This window comes from Mesorhizobium sp. SEMIA396, assembly GCF_024518615.1.
Lineage (GTDB): Bacteria > Pseudomonadota > Alphaproteobacteria > Rhizobiales > Rhizobiaceae > Mesorhizobium.
On the sequence record NZ_JANIFC010000007.1, the window covers coordinates 348,847 to 365,282 of the forward strand.

General features: G+C 62.5%; 20 protein-coding genes. 12 read left to right on the forward strand and 8 right to left on the reverse strand.

Translation table 11 applies throughout. The annotated features are described in order from the left end of the window. Positions 1 to 31 precede the first annotated feature (31 nt). From NP503_RS19215 to NP503_RS19225, 3 genes are read left to right on the forward strand one after another with little or no spacing between them, the layout of a single operon-like run. Positions 32 to 697: a glutathione S-transferase family protein gene (locus NP503_RS19215; RefSeq protein ID WP_127269905.1), complete on the forward strand. Its 666-nt coding sequence runs from the start codon at positions 32 to 34 to the stop codon at positions 695 to 697. Further along, positions 694 to 1,101 carry a hypothetical protein gene (locus NP503_RS19220; protein WP_127269907.1) on the forward strand — a complete coding sequence of 136 codons (408 nt, stop codon included), beginning with the start codon at positions 694 to 696 and terminating at the stop codon, positions 1,099 to 1,101. The genes NP503_RS19215 and NP503_RS19220 overlap by 4 nt, the downstream gene beginning before the upstream one ends. A gap of 3 nt (positions 1,102 to 1,104) precedes the next feature. Further along, a complete protein-coding gene (locus NP503_RS19225) occupies positions 1,105 to 1,746 on the forward strand; it encodes a Pr6Pr family membrane protein (protein ID WP_127269909.1) in 642 nt (213 codons plus the stop codon). Positions 1,747 to 1,749: 3 nt separating this feature from the next. Here the strand turns inward: NP503_RS19225 and NP503_RS19230 are convergent, their stop codons facing one another. Then, positions 1,750 to 2,001, reverse strand: coding sequence for a DUF1127 domain-containing protein (locus NP503_RS19230; RefSeq protein WP_027036978.1), 252 nt, complete (start codon positions 1,999 to 2,001; stop codon positions 1,750 to 1,752). Positions 2,002 to 2,094: 93 nt separating this feature from the next. Here NP503_RS19230 and NP503_RS19235 point away from each other — a divergent pair, with 93 nt between their 5' ends. From NP503_RS19235 to NP503_RS19260, 6 genes are all read left to right on the forward strand, one after another. Continuing rightward, positions 2,095 to 3,504: a PLP-dependent aminotransferase family protein gene (locus NP503_RS19235; RefSeq protein ID WP_127269911.1), complete on the forward strand. Its 1,410-nt coding sequence runs from the start codon at positions 2,095 to 2,097 to the stop codon at positions 3,502 to 3,504. Between the two features lie 119 nt (positions 3,505 to 3,623). After that, positions 3,624 to 5,855, forward strand: a complete 2,232-nt coding sequence (purL, locus tag NP503_RS19240) for a phosphoribosylformylglycinamidine synthase subunit PurL (protein ID WP_127269913.1) — start codon at positions 3,624 to 3,626, stop codon at positions 5,853 to 5,855. Between the two features lie 45 nt (positions 5,856 to 5,900). Next, positions 5,901 to 6,422, forward strand: a complete 522-nt coding sequence (locus NP503_RS19245) for a hypothetical protein (RefSeq protein WP_127269498.1) — start codon at positions 5,901 to 5,903, stop codon at positions 6,420 to 6,422. 133 nt (positions 6,423 to 6,555) lie between these two features. Further along, positions 6,556 to 6,789, forward strand: coding sequence for a BolA/IbaG family iron-sulfur metabolism protein (locus tag NP503_RS19250; RefSeq protein WP_010909092.1), 234 nt, complete (start codon positions 6,556 to 6,558; stop codon positions 6,787 to 6,789). A 141-nt stretch (positions 6,790 to 6,930) separates the two neighbouring features. Continuing rightward, positions 6,931 to 7,266: a Grx4 family monothiol glutaredoxin gene (grxD, locus tag NP503_RS19255; RefSeq protein ID WP_006332883.1), complete on the forward strand. Its 336-nt coding sequence runs from the start codon at positions 6,931 to 6,933 to the stop codon at positions 7,264 to 7,266. A gap of 164 nt (positions 7,267 to 7,430) precedes the next feature. Next, positions 7,431 to 8,699, forward strand: coding sequence for a multidrug effflux MFS transporter (locus NP503_RS19260; protein ID WP_127269497.1), 1,269 nt, complete (start codon positions 7,431 to 7,433; stop codon positions 8,697 to 8,699). On the opposite strand, the gene NP503_RS19265 is transcribed toward NP503_RS19260, so the two are convergent. The 4 genes from NP503_RS19265 to rpsD form a co-directional block, all read right to left on the reverse strand. Then, positions 8,696 to 8,929 carry a hypothetical protein gene (locus NP503_RS19265; RefSeq protein ID WP_236382783.1) on the reverse strand — a complete coding sequence of 78 codons (234 nt, stop codon included), beginning with the start codon at positions 8,927 to 8,929 and terminating at the stop codon, positions 8,696 to 8,698. The two genes, NP503_RS19260 and NP503_RS19265, sit on opposite strands and share 4 nt — an antisense overlap. Positions 8,930 to 9,164: 235 nt before the next feature. Beyond that, complete coding sequence (locus tag NP503_RS19270; RefSeq protein WP_127272588.1) at positions 9,165 to 9,992, reverse strand: inositol monophosphatase family protein; 828 nt, start codon at positions 9,990 to 9,992, stop codon at positions 9,165 to 9,167. After that, positions 9,982 to 10,866, reverse strand: coding sequence for a tRNA 2-thiocytidine(32) synthetase TtcA (ttcA, locus tag NP503_RS19275; RefSeq protein WP_127271767.1), 885 nt, complete (start codon positions 10,864 to 10,866; stop codon positions 9,982 to 9,984). The genes NP503_RS19270 and ttcA overlap by 11 nt, the downstream gene beginning before the upstream one ends. Positions 10,867 to 10,973: 107 nt before the next feature. Then, positions 10,974 to 11,591: a 30S ribosomal protein S4 gene (gene rpsD, locus NP503_RS19280; protein ID WP_023759539.1), complete on the reverse strand. Its 618-nt coding sequence runs from the start codon at positions 11,589 to 11,591 to the stop codon at positions 10,974 to 10,976. A gap of 375 nt (positions 11,592 to 11,966) precedes the next feature. Between rpsD and NP503_RS19285 the strand changes: the two genes are divergently transcribed. Then, positions 11,967 to 12,176, forward strand: a complete 210-nt coding sequence (locus NP503_RS19285) for a hypothetical protein (RefSeq protein ID WP_127271832.1) — start codon at positions 11,967 to 11,969, stop codon at positions 12,174 to 12,176. Between the two features lie 84 nt (positions 12,177 to 12,260). On the opposite strand, the gene NP503_RS19290 is transcribed toward NP503_RS19285, so the two are convergent. From NP503_RS19290 to NP503_RS19300, 3 genes are all read right to left on the reverse strand, one after another. Next, positions 12,261 to 12,449: a DUF3008 family protein gene (locus tag NP503_RS19290; RefSeq protein WP_023810328.1), complete on the reverse strand. Its 189-nt coding sequence runs from the start codon at positions 12,447 to 12,449 to the stop codon at positions 12,261 to 12,263. 64 nt (positions 12,450 to 12,513) lie between these two features. Then, positions 12,514 to 13,314: a glutamate racemase gene (murI, locus tag NP503_RS19295; protein ID WP_127272587.1), complete on the reverse strand. Its 801-nt coding sequence runs from the start codon at positions 13,312 to 13,314 to the stop codon at positions 12,514 to 12,516. Beyond that, the gene (locus NP503_RS19300; RefSeq protein ID WP_127270612.1) at positions 13,307 to 14,221 is read right to left on the reverse strand and encodes an RNA methyltransferase; all 915 of its coding nucleotides are present in this window, start codon (positions 14,219 to 14,221) and stop codon (positions 13,307 to 13,309) included. The genes murI and NP503_RS19300 overlap by 8 nt, the downstream gene beginning before the upstream one ends. Before the next feature lie 214 nt (positions 14,222 to 14,435). Between NP503_RS19300 and NP503_RS19305 the strand changes: the two genes are divergently transcribed. Continuing rightward, a complete protein-coding gene (locus tag NP503_RS19305; protein WP_127270610.1) occupies positions 14,436 to 15,647 on the forward strand; it encodes an NADP-dependent isocitrate dehydrogenase in 1,212 nt (403 codons plus the stop codon). A 12-nt stretch (positions 15,648 to 15,659) separates the two neighbouring features. Continuing rightward, positions 15,660 to 16,286: a glutathione S-transferase family protein gene (locus NP503_RS19310; RefSeq protein ID WP_127270609.1), complete on the forward strand. Its 627-nt coding sequence runs from the start codon at positions 15,660 to 15,662 to the stop codon at positions 16,284 to 16,286. Positions 16,287 to 16,436 lie beyond the last annotated feature (150 nt).

The window sequence follows — 16,436 nt, forward strand, 5'->3', positions numbered from 1 at the left end:
CAAGTCTGGTTCATTGGGGAGAGAGACGGTCATGAAACTCTATTCGCGGCCGTTGTCGCCCTACTCGTCGATCGTGCGGGCACTGGCCTACATCAAGGACGTACCACTCAAGATCATCGCGCCGCCGCCCGGTTTTCCCATCCCGGAAGAGTTTCGCGCCATCTCACCGATGAACCGGATTCCGGTGCTGATCACCGGCTCGGGCGAGACGATCGTCGAATCGGTGGTCATCGCCGAATATCTCGAGGAACGGTTTCCGGAGCCGGCGCTGCTGCCGCCCGATTCCAAGGACCGGGCACTGGTGCGCATGTTCGCCCGCATCACCGATCTCGATGTGCTGACCCCGACGATGAAGCTTTTCGAGCTCCATTTCGTGCCGAAGCGCAACAATGCCGAGATCGACGCCCAGTTTGCCCGCCTGCATCACGGGCTGGCGGCAATCGAGGCGCGCATGGCGCAGGGCCCATTCGCGCTCGGCGACGACATCAGCTTCGCCGATGCCTGGCTGACGCCGACACGGTTCATCTTCAACAATTTCCGCGCCATGACGGGACGCCACGACCTGCTCGACGCCTATCCCAAATTCGACGCCTACCAGCAGATCGCCTCGCAACACCCGGCATTGTCGCGGGTGTGGGGCGAGATGACCGATGGTTTGAAGATTTTTCTGTCCGAGCTTGAGATGGGTGCCGCTTGATCAGACGCAAGACGATCGCGCTGGTCGCCGCGGCGGGCTTTGTGCTGGCGTCCTGCCAGTCGACGCCAAAGAGCACGCCTGTTCCCTCAGGCAAAAGTGCTGCGCTGCTGGTCATGGAGCAAGTGGCGATCGCTGCCCACAAATGCTGGATCGCCAGCAAGGACCCGGCCTTCAAACCGTACCAGATGGCCAATGAGCTGAATTCGTTCAGCGGCACGCCGCGTTTCCTGCTGGTGCCGGCCAAGCACTATGGCGGCAAACCTTTGCTGGTCGTGCAGGCGCAAGGCAATTCTAGCCGCGTCGACGTCTTCGGACCGCTGATGAACGATCCGCTCGGCGCCCGCATCGGCTCCGACATTGCGCGCTGGCAGGCCGGCAATCCGGCCTGCGCCGCGACGGCCTAGCCCATGGGCCGGTTCCTGCAGATTGTGGGACTGGTCGTCGGTCTCGCCGGGCTCATCCTGCAGTTCTGCATCAGCATTCCGGCGTCGATGGAAGCCGGCCGCAGCCTGCTCGGCTCCATCATTTTCGTCTCCAGCTTCTTCACCATCCTGACCAACATCGGCGCGGTGCTGGTGTACACGTCGCTGCTGTCACCCACCTTCTATGCCTGGCTGCCGGCCTTTGCAGGCGCGCGGATGCGGGCCGGCGTTGCGGTTTCGATCGCGCTGGTGTTCATCGTCTATGCCACGGTTCTGGCACGGCTCTGGCAGCCGCAGGGCCTGTTCCTGCTCTGCGACGTCCTGCTGCATTATGTGACGCCGGTGCTGTTCGTGCTGTGGTGGCTGATCGCAGGCGCTGACGGCAGGACGCGCTGGAGCGACATTTCCTGGTGGGTGATCTATCCCATCGCTTATCTGGTCTATGCGCTGGTGCGGGCGCCGTTTGCCGGCGAGGTGCCCTACCCTTTCCTGGACATCGCCAGGAACGGCGCGACCAGCGTCGTCATCTCAGCCGCAGCCATCACCGGACTTTTCCTCGTGCTGTGCGTGGTCGCCGTCCTTGCGGACCATGCCGGCGCACGCACCAGGGCATCAAAACTCGGTTAGCTATCAGTCCCAGAACGGCCTGATGCCCTCGCGGTGAGCATCGCAGCGTGTGACGCCGATATCCTTGAGCTGATCATCGGTCATTTCCAGCAGCGCCAGCCGGCTGCGGCGGCGCTCCAACAGATGGTCGATCCATCTCGCCAGCGATCTGACCAGACGCACCAGACGGCTGACAAAGCCGCTCCGGTCTGATGGACGTGTCGATTGGCCAGATAAACCGGCTCTCGAGTGACGGATTGTAGCGATTGTATCCATTATCTTTCTACCAGAATTCCAAATTGTACCCTTTTTGGCACGCAATCGATATGGATTGACTCATGTGTAGGTGCAATATAGAAACTTGTCACCATGACAAATTGGCTCCCCGATTTCACTGCCGGCTCCGGCCCGCTGTATCAGCGGCTGGCGGATTCCATCGAGACGGACATCGATCGGGGGGTGATCGATGCCGGCGCAAAGCTGCCGCCGCAACGCGACCTCGCCTACGACATCGGCACCACCGTCGGCACGGTCGGCCGGGCCTATCAATTGCTGCGCGAGCGTGGGCTGGTGAGCGGCGAAGTCGGGCGTGGAACCTATGTGCTCGGCCAGCGCGCGAAGCCGGATTTTCCGGCTCCGGACGTCGGCGGCGAAGGCACGCGCTATATCGATGCGCCTAAGGGCAAGCTGCGTTTCGACAGCACCGCAGCACCTGATATCGGCCAGGGCGACATTGTCGCCGGTGTCCTGTCGCGCACGGCGCAGGACCATCCGCATGAGATTTCGAGCTACACGCGGGACTTCCCCGACCGATGGTACGAAGCCGGCGCCCGCTGGTTGGCGCGCAATTCGTTTCGTCCGAGTGCCGACACCATCGTTCCCACGCTCGGCACCCATGCGGCGGTGATGGCGGCGATCGCGGCGCTCACCATGCCTGGCGACTATATTGCCTTCGAGCACCTCACCTACTCGCAGATTTCCCGCAGCGCCGGCCTGATCGGCAGGCGCACCGCGCTGGTGGCATCGGACGAGGAAGGCATCGATCCGCAGGATTTCGAGCGCGTCTGCGCGCAAAAGCATCCCAAGATGATCTTCCTGATGCCGACGGCGCAGAATCCGACGCTGGCCACCTTGTCGGCGGCGCGCCGCGAGGCGATCGCCCATGTCGCACGCGAATACAACGTCGTCCTCATCGAGGACGATCTCTATGGCAATCTGACCGATGATCCGACACCATTGCTGGCCGAGTATGCGCCTGAACGCACCATCGTCGCGGGCGGCCTGTCGAAGTCGGTCGCAGCCGGTGTGCGCGGCGGCTGGCTTTCCTGCCCGCCCGCCTACCGCCACCGCATCCGTGTCGCCCACAAGATGATGACCGGCGGCATGCCCTTCCTGCTGGCGGAGGTGAATACAAGGCTGGTGCTGTCAGGTCAGGCGGATGAGATACGCAAGCGCAGCATCGCCGAAATCGGCGCCCGCATCGCCATCGTGCGCGAGACTTTGGCCGGCTTCGCGTTCAAGTCGCATGACAGGGTGCCCTTTGTCTGGCTGACCCTGCCCGACCCCTGGCTTTCCGGCACCTTCAAGAACGCCTGCCTGGAGCACGGCGTGCTGATCGACGACGAGGACGAATTCAAGGCCGGCCGTTCCGAGCAGGTTTTCCATGGTGTCCGCTTTGGCGTTTCGCAGCCGAGACAGCGCGGGGATATCGCTGAAGGCGTCGCGGCGATCCGGCGACTTCTCGATGAAGGCCGCGCCGGCTACGACAGCTTCTCCTGACACTGCGTGGCTTTGTCCGGTTTTCCGTCGTTTTTCGTCAATCCATGGGTGTATCGGTCGCAAGGCTTGCGATAAGACGGGACTCAAAATCCCAACGTCCCGGATATAAATCGCCGCCCATGACCATTTCCAATTCCGTGCCGATCACCCCCGAGCTCATTGCCTCACACGGGCTCAAGCCCGACGAGTATCAGCGCATCCTCGATCTTGTCGGGCGCGAGCCGAGCTTCACCGAACTCGGCATCTTCTCGGCGATGTGGAATGAGCACTGCTCCTACAAATCCTCGAAGAAATGGTTGCGCACGCTGCCGACCACCGGACCTCAGGTCATCCAGGGGCCGGGCGAGAATGCCGGCGTGGTCGACATCGGCGACGGCGACTGCGTCGTCTTCAAGATGGAGAGCCACAACCACCCGTCCTATATCGAGCCCTACCAGGGCGCGGCGACCGGCGTCGGCGGCATATTGCGCGACGTCTTCACCATGGGCGCCCGGCCGATCGCGGCGATGAATGCGCTGCGCTTCGGCTCGCCTGACCATCCCAAGACCCGGCACCTCGTTTCAGGCGTGGTTTCCGGCGTCGGCGGCTATGGCAACGCCTTCGGCGTGCCGACAGTCGGCGGCGAGGTCAATTTCGACGCCCGCTACAATGGCAACATCCTGGTCAACGCCTTCGCGGCGGGCCTTGCCAAGACCGATGCGATCTTCCTGTCGGAAGCCAAGGGTGTCGGCCTGCCGGTCGTCTATCTCGGCGCCAAGACCGGCCGCGACGGTGTCGGCGGCGCCACCATGGCCTCGGCCGAATTCGACGACAAGATCGATGAGAAGCGCCCGACAGTGCAGGTCGGCGATCCCTTCACCGAAAAGTGCCTGCTGGAAGCCAGCCTCGAACTGATGGCCTCGGGCGCCGTCATCGCCATCCAGGACATGGGTGCCGCCGGCCTCACCTGCTCGGCGGTCGAAATGGGCGCCAAGGGCGACCTCGGCATCGAGCTCTATCTCGACAAGGTGCCGGTGCGCGAAGAGCGCATGAGCGCCTACGAGATGATGCTGTCGGAAAGCCAGGAGCGCATGCTGATGGTGCTGCGCCCGGAAAAGGAAAAGGAAGCCGAGGCGATCTTCCACAAATGGGGGCTCGACTTCGCCATCGTCGGCAAGACCACCGACGATCTGCGCTTCCGCGTGCTGCACCAGGGGGATCAGGTCGCCGATCTGCCGATCAAGGATCTCGGCGACAAGGCTCCGGAATATGACCGGCCGTGGGTCGAGCCGAAAAAGCCGGCGCCGCTGGCCGCCAATGACATTCCGCAAGCCGACGTTGCCGACGCGCTGCTGAAGCTGCTCGGCGGGCCCGACCTGTCTTCGCGCCGCTGGGTCTGGGAGCAGTATGACACGTTGATCCAGGGCAATTCGCTGCAGCTTCCAGGCGGCGATGCCGGCGTGGTCCGGGTCGAAGGCCATGCGACCAAGGCGCTCGCCTTCTCCTCCGACGTGACGCCGCGCTATTGCGAGGCCGACCCTTATGAGGGCGGCAAGCAGGCGGTGGCCGAATGCTGGCGCAATTTGACCGCCACCGGCGCTCTGCCGCTGGCCGCCACCGACAACCTCAATTTCGGCAACCCGGAACGGCCCGAGATCATGGGCCAGTTGGTCGGCGCGGTGAAGGGCATCGGCGACGCCTGCCGCGCGCTCGGCTTCCCGATCGTCTCCGGCAATGTCTCGCTCTACAACGAGACCAACGGCCAGGGCATCCTGCCAACCCCGACCATCGGCGGCGTCGGGCTGATCGCCGACTGGTCGAAGATGGTGCGGACCGGCTTTGCGGCCGAGGGCCAGATGATCTTGCTGGTCGGCGCACCCGCGTCCTGGGGAACGCATCTCGGGCAATCGGTCTATATGCGTGACGTACACGGCCGCACGGATGGCCCGCCGCCGCCGGTCGACCTCGAGCATGAGAAGCGCGTCGGTGACCATGTGCGCGCGCTCATCGCATCCGGCATCGTCACGGCGGCGCACGACGTTTCCGATGGCGGTGTCGCCGTTGCACTTGCCGAGATGGCGATGGCGTCCGGAATCGGCGCCGCCGTTCCCGGTCTTGTCGGCACCGACCCGATCCCGGTCTGGTTCGGCGAGGACCAGGGCCGTTATCTCCTGACGCTGTCGATCGATCCGCATGGTGACGAATGGGACGCCATTCGCAAGCAGCAGGGCGAACTCGGCATCTTCGCGCCGTGGATCGGCTCGACCGGGGGCAGCGCGCTGAAGCTTGGCGACGCCAGGGCAATCCCGGTCAGCGAACTCTCCGCGGCGCACGAAGGCTGGTTCCCCCGCTTCATGGACCAGGCCAGTTGACGAGAGCATGATCCCGAAAAGTGGGAACGGTTTTTCGGGAAACTCATGATCAATCACAGGAAACTGGCTGGTCGGGCGCTGATTGCAGTCGTCTTCTGGCCGTCGTTGTTCTTCTTCTGGTTCCTGGGACCGTTCGTCTTTTTCCTGCTGTCGACAACCTCGAGCGAGGTGTGCATGCGGCTGGAAACGCGCGCGGAGTTCCTTGCCGCGGCCAATGGCGCCATCCCCATGCTCATCGCGCAGAATCTCATCTACGCGGTCCCGATCATCTGCCTGGTTCTGTGGGACCGCCTGGCGCCGGATCCGGCACGGGCAAGGCATATCGTCACCTGCATCAAGCTTTTTGCCAGCGCGGTGGTCGTAGGCGCGTTGTGGGAGTACGGCTCGTCGCTCATCTGCGACGGTTATGGCCAAGGGTTCTTCTCACCGGCTTGGCAAATGACGAGCTATCTCCCCATTGTCGGCCTTGTGCTCAACGCGCCGCTCTATGTGCTGGCCTTTAGCCTTGGCCGTGCTTTCTCGACACGCGACGACGTTGCCGAGGATGAAGCAAGCCCACCGGCCTAGTCTTTCTCTGAAGCCGTCGGGCCGTCTTGCCGTTGGTGGGACAGAACGGCTTCAATCCGGACCGGAAAGGCTTTAGGCTCGCCCGACTCTCATCTTATGGCCTGACACCGGCCGCTCGAAACAGGATTTTGCCATGGCAATGGATGCCCACGACATCGAAAAACTGATCAAGGACGGCATTCCGGACGCCAAGGTGACGATCCGCGATCTCGCCGGCGACGGCGACCATTATGCGGCCGAGGTGGTGGCCGAGAGCTTTCGGGGGAAAAGCCGCGTGCAGCAGCACCAGATGGTCTATGACGCGCTGAAAGGGAATATGGGCGGCGTGCTGCACGCACTCGCCTTGCAGACCAGCGTTCCCGACTGACCTTAGCGCTTGGCCCAACACGGCTCATCCTTTGCGCCATTTCAGCCACGGCACGGCTAACGTCTTGTTTCGAGCAATCGTTGGGTTTATTTGAAGGGATATGTTTCGAGCCTGACTCCCACAGGCGGGAAAGGATATTCCATGAGCGGTATCAACGACTACATCGACAATGAAGTGAAGGGCAACGACGTCGTCCTTTTCATGAAGGGCACGCCCGGTTTCCCGCAATGCGGATTTTCCGGCCAGGTTGTCCAGATCCTCGACTATATCGGCGCCGACTACAAAGGCGTGAACGTCCTGGACTCGGCCGAACTGCGCCAGGGCATCAAGGAATACTCCAACTGGCCGACGATCCCGCAGCTCTACGTCAAGGGCGAATTCGTCGGCGGCTGCGATATCATCCGCGAGATGTTCCAGGCCGGTGAGTTGCAGACATTCCTCGTCGAGAAGGGCGTCAGCGTCAAAGGCGCCGCCTGATTTCTGTTTTGTGCATGCCCGAAAATCGACGTTGATTTTGGGCATCGAGCACCAGGCACCCGGGGCAGCCCCACCTCGGCAATTTTCATGTCCTGAACCCAGGACCAGGACGAGCCAATGCGCCGGCCCGCCGGCGCATTTTCGTTTGAAAGATCGGACTTGCCGTGGACCAGCCAAAACCAGCGCCGCAATCGGCAAGCAAACTGCCCATTCCGCGCTGGGAGTTCATCGCCCTGTGCGCGGCGCTGATGGCGCTGAACTCGCTGGCCATCGACATCATGCTGCCGGCGCTGCAGCAGATCGGCGCCACGCTCGGCGTCGAAAATGAAAACCACCGGCAGTACGTCATAACGGCCTACATTCTGGGCTTCGGCGGCGGACAGTTGTTCTTCGGGCCGATCTCGGATCGCTTCGGGCGTCGCGCACCACTGGTCGCCGGGCTGGTGATCTATGTCGCCGCGGCCGCGGCTGCCGCCATTGCGCCAAGCTTTGAGACACTTCTGCTGTGCCGGGCCGTGCAAGGCATTGGTGCGGCCGCCACCCGCGTCATCGCCGTATCGATCGTGCGCGATACGTTCGACGGCCGGCGCATGGCCGAGGTGATGTCGCTGATCTTCATGGTGTTCATGGCGATACCGGTCATTGCTCCCGGCATCGGCCAGTTCATCATGCTGTTTGCGACCTGGCATTGGATCTTCGTCACCATGGCCGTCGGTGCGCTCCTCGTCTCGGCCTGGTCGCTGCTGCGCCTTCCTGAAACGCTGCATCCCGAACATCGCCGGCCGTTGACACTCAACTCCATTGTCGGCGGGTTTCGCATCGTGCTCACCAACCGCATTGCGATCTGCTATGCCTTCGCCAGCACCTTCATCTTCGGCGCCATGTTCGGCTTCATCGCTTCGGCGCAGCAGATCTATGTCGACATCTTCCATGTCGGCGAGATGTTCCCGGTCATCTTCGCAGGCGTCGCGGGCGTGCTCGCCTTCTCCAACTTTCTGAATTCGCGCCTTGTCGGCCGCATCGGCATGCGCCGCCTGTCGCAGAGCGCGCTGCTGCTGTTCCTGGTCATCAGCCTTGCCTGGCTGATCGTTTCGCTGGAAATGAAGATGCCGCTCTGGCTGTTCATCACCTTCTTTGCCTGCGCCATGCTTCCGTTCGGTGCGCTGGGCGCGAACTTCAACGCGCTGGCCATGGAGCCGCTCGGGCAACTGGCCGGCACGGCGTCGTCGATCCTCGGTTTCATGCAGACGTTTCTCGGCGGCATTCTCGGCACGCTGATCGGCCAGGCCTTCAATGGCACGGTGACGCCGCTGGCCGCCGGCTTCTGCAGCGTGTCGATCGCGGCGCTGCTGATGATCTTCATCGCCGAGCGCGGCAAGATGTTCCAGCCGCAGAACGCGCCCGTTTCAGGGCACATCACCGACTTGCATTAGGATGCACCCTCAAGGGCTGCCGTGAACCGAGGGGCGAGCATACGCCCCGCGATTGCTTCACCCATGCTGTCCGAAAAGGGCAATGGCAGAGCATCATCGAGTGCCCTGAGAATGGATGCCACGAAGGCACGGCTGCGCTGGGCATCGGTTCCCAGATCGGCATATGTGGCGCGAGGCTTGCCGATCAGTGTGCCGTTGCGGCGAAGCGAGAACCGCAGGGTCAGGGACATGCCCGCGGTTCCGGGTGGCGGTTTCCAGCAGGCATAGATAGCGTCCGACATCTCCCTTATCGTATCGACAGGATCGGAACTGCGACAACTGCGCTCCTGCGATCTTGCTTCCTGGGAACTGGTAGACAGAGCGGCGGCAAGAGCCGCGGCGACAAATGCGAACCGGGGTTTCATTCGAGAGCCTCCGGATTTGCGTGAAATTGCACCGCTCCTTCGGCTAACGCAGGAATCGTTCCTATTGCGCCCAAAGCTCGCGACGCAATTCGTGCCAGCTTTCCTGGTCTGGCGCGACAAGCAGGCCGCCGCCGAGATGCGAGGGCAGATAGGTGCTGCCGTCGAAGCGCGCGGCATGGCCGCCGGCCTCGGCATGGATCAGCACGCCGGCCAGATGATCCCACGGCATCAGCTTGTTGTAGACCACGAAGTGGGCATGGCCGCTCGCCAGCAGGCGGTATTCGTGCGCGGCGCAGCGATAGGCGAATTGCGACAGGATCTTCGTCTGGTTGCGCGCCAGCCGCGACCGCTCCGGTTCGGGCATATATTGCCAGGAGACCGAGCCGGTCATTTCCGAGATCGGCGCGGGTGCCGCGACATGCACCTTCTCCAGGCTGCCATGCGCATGCCGGATATGGCTGCCGGCGCCCCTGGCGCCAATCAGCCAGTCCTTGCCGACGGGATCGTGGATGATGCCGGCAACCGTCTCGCCCTGGACCACGACCGCCAGCATGACGCCGAACAAAGGCACGCCGGAGGCGAAGTTGAAAGTGCCGTCGACCGGATCGATGACGAAGGCCAGATCGGCATCGCCCAAGCCATCGAGCAGTGCCGGATTGTCGGAACAGGCCTCCTCGCCGACGACCATCGCTGAGGGGTAGCGCTCAAGCAGCCTGGCGGTGATGAGCCGCTCGGCATTGACGTCGGCTTCGGTCACAAGGTCGGCGGCCGAGGTCTTCTGCCTGACATCGCCATCGCCCAGCCGGCGAAAGCGCGGCATGATCTCGGTCAGCGCCGCCTCGGCCAGAATGCCGGCCAGCCAATCGATCGCGGTGTCGTCAAATGTCATCGGAAATGTCTTGCCTTGTGGTGAGGGTGTCGTTGAGGGCAGCGAAGTCGAACAGCTTCCTGTCGAGCAGGTGCGATGGCCTGCTGTTCGACAGCGCGCGCAGCATCGTATCCTTGCGGCCGGGCATACGCTTTTCCAGGTCCTCGAGCATCGCCTTCATGGCATTCCGCTGAAGACCTTCCTGGCTGCCGCAGAGATCGCAGGGAATGATCGGGAAATGCATGGCGGCGGCGAATCTTTCCAGATCGGCCTCGGCGCAGTAGCTCAATGGCCGCAGCACCATGACGTCGCCGTCGTCGTTGAGCAGTTTTGGCGGCATGGCGGCGAGACGGCCGCCATGGAAGAGGTTCATGAAGAAGGTTTCGAGAATATCCTCACGATGGTGGCCGAGCACCAGCGCCGAGCACCCCTCCTCGCGCGCAATGCGGTAGAGATGGCCGCGCCTTAGGCGCGAGCAGAGCGAGCAATAGGTGCTGCCCGCCGGCAGCTTGTCGGTGACGAGGGAATAGGTGTCCTGATACTCGATCCGGTGCGCAATGCCGTGACTGTCGAGATAGTCCGGCAGGATATGTTTGGGGAAATTCGGCTGGCCCTGGTCGAGATTGCAGGCCAGAAGATCGACCGGCAAGAGCCCGCGCCATTTGAGGTCGAGCAGCACCGCGAGCAGGCCGTAGGAATCCTTGCCGCCCGAGAGCGCGACGAGCCAGCGCTGGCCGGGCTTGACCATCGAGAAATCCTCGATCGCCTGCCGGGTCAGCCGCAGCAGCCGCTTGCGCAATTTGTTGAATTCGACCGAGGACGGCACGTCGGCGAACAGCGGATGGAAGTCGCCTTCGCTGTCGGCGATCGGTTCGATGTCTGGAAGCATGTTCATGGCATGTCGCTTTCAGTGGCCAGAGCGCCGGGTTAGCGGACATGACCGACAAAGAAAAGGCCGCCTCGACGGGCGGCCTTTGCTTGGTGTCGCAGAACGCGCTCGTTTTAGCGCGAGTAGAATTCGACGACCAGGTTCGGTTCCATCTGCACGGCAAACGGAACGTCCGCCAGGCCAGGGATGCGCGAGAAGGTCGCGACCATCTTGTTGTGATCGGCTTCGATGTAGTCCGGCACGTCGCGCTCGGCGAGACCGACCGCTTCCAGAACGATGACCAGCTGCTTGGACTTTTCGCGCACTTCGACGACATCGCCCGGCTTGCAGCGATACGAGCCGATGTTGACGCGCTTGCCGTTGACGTTGACATGGCCGTGGTTGACGAACTGACGGGCGGCGAAAATAGTCGGCACGAACTTGGCGCGGTAGACGACCGCGTCGAGACGCGATTCGAGCAGGCCGATCAGGTTCTCCGAGGTGTCGCCCTTGCGGCGGTCAGCCTCTTCATAAACCTTGCGGAACTGCTTTTCCGAAACGTCGCCATAGTGACCCTTCAGCTTCTGCTTGGCGCGCAGCTGCAGGCCGAAATCGGAAAGCTTGCCCTTGCGGCGCTGGCCATGCTGGCCGGGACCGTATTCACGCTTGTTGACCGGGGACTTCGGGCGGCCCCAGATGTTTTCGCCGAGACGGCGGTCGATCTTGTACTTCGCGGATTCGCGCTTGCTCATCGCATTCCCTTTTCAAAACAATACACCCGGAACCTCATGGTCCGGGTGAAGGAAACGCGCCCTCCTCTGGCCTCCGTTTTCGAGACCTGACAGGGTTTTCCCACGCAACGCGGCGGAAAACCCACGGGACACGTCAGTTCAAACAAGATAGTAGAATTGGATTTCCACGCATCTTGCGCACATAAAGAAAACCACCGGGCATTGCGGCCCGGTGTTGGCGCGCTGATTAAACGGAGATTTAACCGGTGTCAAGCTTGTGGCTGGCGTAGGCCATGGCGACGATATAGCGTCTCTGGGTTGAGTACAGTGCCGGATGTGGCGGGAGGTTGCGCCAGCGGCATCAGGAAGGGACCGGAGCAGAGGAGCTACAATCGCATGAAGAAATTCTTCCTTACCCTGACGGGAGCCGCTGTGTTGGCGGGATCCATGGCGGTCCTGACACCGGAGCCGGCGGAGGCCAGGCATTGGCACGGACACCGGCATCACCAGGCTTGTCGCATCGTGATCAAGAAGAAGGTTATCTGGCGGCACGGCCACAAGAAGGTCATACGCTACAAGATCAAGCGCTGCAGCGGGCGCTGGTAGGCTCCTATCCGGTCTCAGGCGGCCGACATCGATTCAAAGCCCGCGGTTTTGGCCGCGGGCTCTTTGATTCCGGATGCTTAATCCTTAGTCTTTCGACTTCTTCTCCGGCAGGCCCTTGCGCTTCGTCTCGGCGAATTCCTCGAGCTGCTTTTCGCTCATCGATTCGTACATTCCCTTGGAAGCGCCCTGGAGTTCGCTCTTCTTGGTCTCGCCGCGCTTGGCCGACAGAGCCGCGCCGGCGGCTTTCTGCTGGGCTTTCGAGGTGGCTGGCATGGTTCTTTCTCCCGTTGGAATCTGGGGAAAAACGCAACGACTGCCGTGATGTTCCGCTTCGCAATCACGACATAGCCAGCCCGAAGCCCTGTATCAGGCGACGGGTCGGGAAATCGGCTCTTGCCGATGTGAAGACGGCAAGGTCGGGTCCTTCAGGCAGCATCTCGCCACGACCGCTCGGATCGATGTCGGCGAGAAGCGACAGCGCCCGGCGCGCAATCGCTTCAGCGGGGTCGAGCCAATCGACCGGCCAGGGCGCCGTCTTGCGCATGCGATTGGCCAGAAAGGGGTAGTGTGTGCAGGCGAGCACGACGATATCCGTACGCAACGCATCATGTTCGACGAAGCACGGCGTGATCTCGGTGCGTACGGCCTCCTCATCGACGAAGCCCTCACGCATGTAGATCTCAGCCAGTCCCGCCAGCCTGTCGCTGCCGACCAGGCGGACATGGCATTTCTGTGCCCATTTGCTGATCAGGTCGCGCGTGTATTGGCGCTTGACGGTGCCAGGCGTCGCCAGCACCGAAACCAGCCCTGAGCGCGTACGTTCCGCCGCCGGTTTGATCGCAGGCACCATGCCGACGAAAGGATGCTCGGGAAATCTATCGCGCAACGCATCGATCACCAACGTCGAGGCGGTGTTGCAGGCGATGACGGAAATGGCCGGCGCAAAGCGCTCAAGCAGTTTGCCGAACAATTCGAGTATATGCGCCCTCAGCGCCGGCTCTTCCCAAGCGCCGTAGGGAAACGCAGCGTCGTCGGCGACATAGATGAAGCGGCGATCGGGCATCAGCACGCGCGCCTCGCGCAGCACGGTAAGCCCGCCGATGCCCGAATCGAACATCAGGATCGGCCGCTCAGTCATTGTCGGTTCCTTTTCCGCCAAGCGGCGGTATGTCATCGTCCTTGCCGGTGTCGGCAAGGCGCGCCGCTTCCGCCTTGCGGGCCCGCGCGGCGGCCGCGGGCAAGCGCCGCGGGTCGTCGCCAGGGGACCCGTCGCCGCGCGGCATCGCCGGAGAAAACCTGTCGAGCGACGAAATAATGCCGCGCAGCACCTTCAGCTCCGGTTCGGCAAAACCGGGGCGTGTCAGCACCGCGCGAAGATTGTCGATCATTTTCGGCTTCTTCGGCGCCGGCCGGAAATAGCCGCGCGCTTCCAGCGCGCCTTCGAGATAGGCGAACAGGCCGTGCAATTCTTCCTTGCTTGCCGATTTCATGTCCGGGCCGGAAAAATTGGTCTTGGTCTCGTCCTCCAGGCCGGACTTCATCCATTCGTAGGACATCAGAAGTGCTGCCTGGGCGATGTTGAGCGAGGAGAAATCGGGATCGACCGGGAAAGTGACGATCTCGTCGGCAAGGCCGACCTCGTCATTGTAGAGGCCGAAGCGTTCGCGTCCGAACAGGATGCCGGTGCGCTGGCCCATCACGTGGCGCGCCCGCAGCAGCCTGCCCGCCTCCACCGGCCCGCGCACGGATTTGAAGCCGTCGCGCTGCCTGGCCGTGGTGGCGAAGACAAAGTTCAGGTCGGCGAGCGCCGAGGCCAGATCGTCGAAGACGGTGACAGCGTCGATGACATGATCGGCGCGGCTGGCCGCCGCGCGCGCCTTCTCGCTCGGCCAACCATCACGCGGGTTGACCAGGCGCAGCTCCGACAGGCCGAAATTGGCCATGGCGCGCGCGACCATGCCAATGTTCTCGCCAAGCTGAGGCTCGACGAGGATGATCGCCGGGCCAGCGACTGCAATGCTATCGGGATCTTTGATGACGGGCATGATTGTCAATGAACTGCTGTTTGCGGCATTTCAGCGTCCCTGCCACATTCGGCCGGGAAAATGAAGCATTCGCAAATGACGACGGCTCTGGCCTCCAATTCGTGACCGATCGCCGTTTGCGTGGCCAAAAGCGCTTTGATATACGGGCGACATCTCCCGGCCCAACGCCGCGCGGGCAAGGCCGTCCCATATCCAGCAACGAGGCATTCTTTCCATGGCGAAGATCAAGGTGGCGAACCCGGTCGTCGAACTCGACGGCGACGAGATGACCCGCATCATCTGGCAGTTCATCAAGGACAAGCTGATCCACCCTTATCTCGACCTCAAGCTTGAATATTACGACCTCGGCATCGAGCACCGCGACGCCACCAACGACCAGGTGACCATCGATTCGGCCAACGCCATCAAAAAACACGGCGTCGGCGTGAAATGCGCGACGATCACCCCCGACGAACAGCGCGTCGAGGAGTTCAAGCTGAAGAAGATGTGGAAGTCGCCGAACGGCACCATCCGCAACATCCTCGGCGGCACCATCTTCCGCGAGCCGATCATCATGAAGAACGTGCCGCGCCTGGTGCCCGGCTGGACCAAGCCGATCATCGTCGGCCGCCATGCCTTCGGCGACCAGTACCGCGCCACCGATTTCCGCTTCCCCGGCAAGGGCAAGCTGACCATCAAGTTCGTCGGCGAGGACGGCCAGGTGATCGAGCACGATGTATACGACGCGCCCGGCGCCGGTGTCGCCATGGCCATGTACAATCTCGACGAGTCGATCCGCGAGTTCGCCCGCGCCTCGCTGAACTACGGCCTGCTGCGCAACTACCCGGTCTATCTGTCGACCAAGAACACCATCCTCAAGGCCTATGACGGCCGCTTCAAGGACATCTTCCAGGAAGTCTATGAGGCCGAGTTCGAGGCTGAGTTCAAGTCGAAGAAGCTGTGGTACGAGCACCGCCTGATCGACGACATGGTGGCCTCCGCCCTGAAATGGTCGGGCGGCTATGTCTGGGCCTGCAAGAACTATGATGGCGACGTGCAGTCCGACACGGTCGCGCAAGGCTTTGGCTCGCTCGGCCTGATGACATCGGTGCTGATGACGCCGGACGGCAAGACGGTGGAAGCGGAAGCCGCGCACGGCACGGTCACCCGCCACTACCGCCAGCATCAGAAGGGCGAGGAAACCTCGACCAATTCGATCGCTTCGATCTTCGCCTGGACGCGCGGCCTCACGCATCGCGCCAAGCTCGACGACAATGCCGACCTGAAGCGCTTTGCCGAGACGCTGGAAAAAGTCTGCATCCAGACGGTCGAGTCCGGCTTCATGACCAAGGACCTGTCGCTCTTGATCGGCCCCGACCAGCCCTGGCTGTCGACCACCGGTTTCCTCGACAAGATCGACGAGAACCTGCAGAAGGCGATGGCCTGACAAGTAAGCAAGATGGGCAAGCCCATCGTCTACGGGGCGGAGTACAGCGTCTATGTACGCATCGTCCGCCTCGTACTCGCGGAAAAAGGCATCGACTACGAGCTTGTGCCGGTCGATGTCTTTGCCGCCGAGGGGATTCCCGCCTGGTATTTCGAGCATCATCCGTTCGGCCGCATCCCGGCCTTCTGTTATGACGGGTTTCGCCTGTTCGAGACCAATGCGATTGCCCGCTATATCGACGAGGCCTTCGAAGGACCGGCGCTGCAGCCTGCCGACGCGCGCGGCCGCGCCAGGATGGGCCAGATCATCGGCATGCTCGACGCCTATGGCTATCGCGCCATGGTCTGGGATGTTGCCGTCGAGCGGCTGGAGAAGGCTGAGCCGGATTCGGCGTTGATCGCCGGCGGCCTTGCTCAGGCCGAGACGGTGCTGAAGGTGCTGAGATCGCTGAAGCCACAAGGTCCGTGGCTGCTTGGCGACCAACTGACGCTGGCGGACCTGCACGCCGCGCCGATCATCGCCTATTTCGTCAAGGTCACGCAAGGGCGCGATCTGTTGGCGCGGTTCGCGGATATCCGGGACTGGTATACACGCGTCGCCGATCGTGCGAGCTTTACGCGGACTGAAAAGGTCGCTTAGGCCGAATGAACTTCCTCAACGCCGGCGCCGCCCCTTGTATCTGCACGAGATGATTATGTGCGATGGAAGCGATTGAGCCTCGGGCCGGATGGCCATCCGGCCCGAGGCTTGGCGAAGTCGCCCGCTGCCCCTCCGGCTACAACCGTCAAT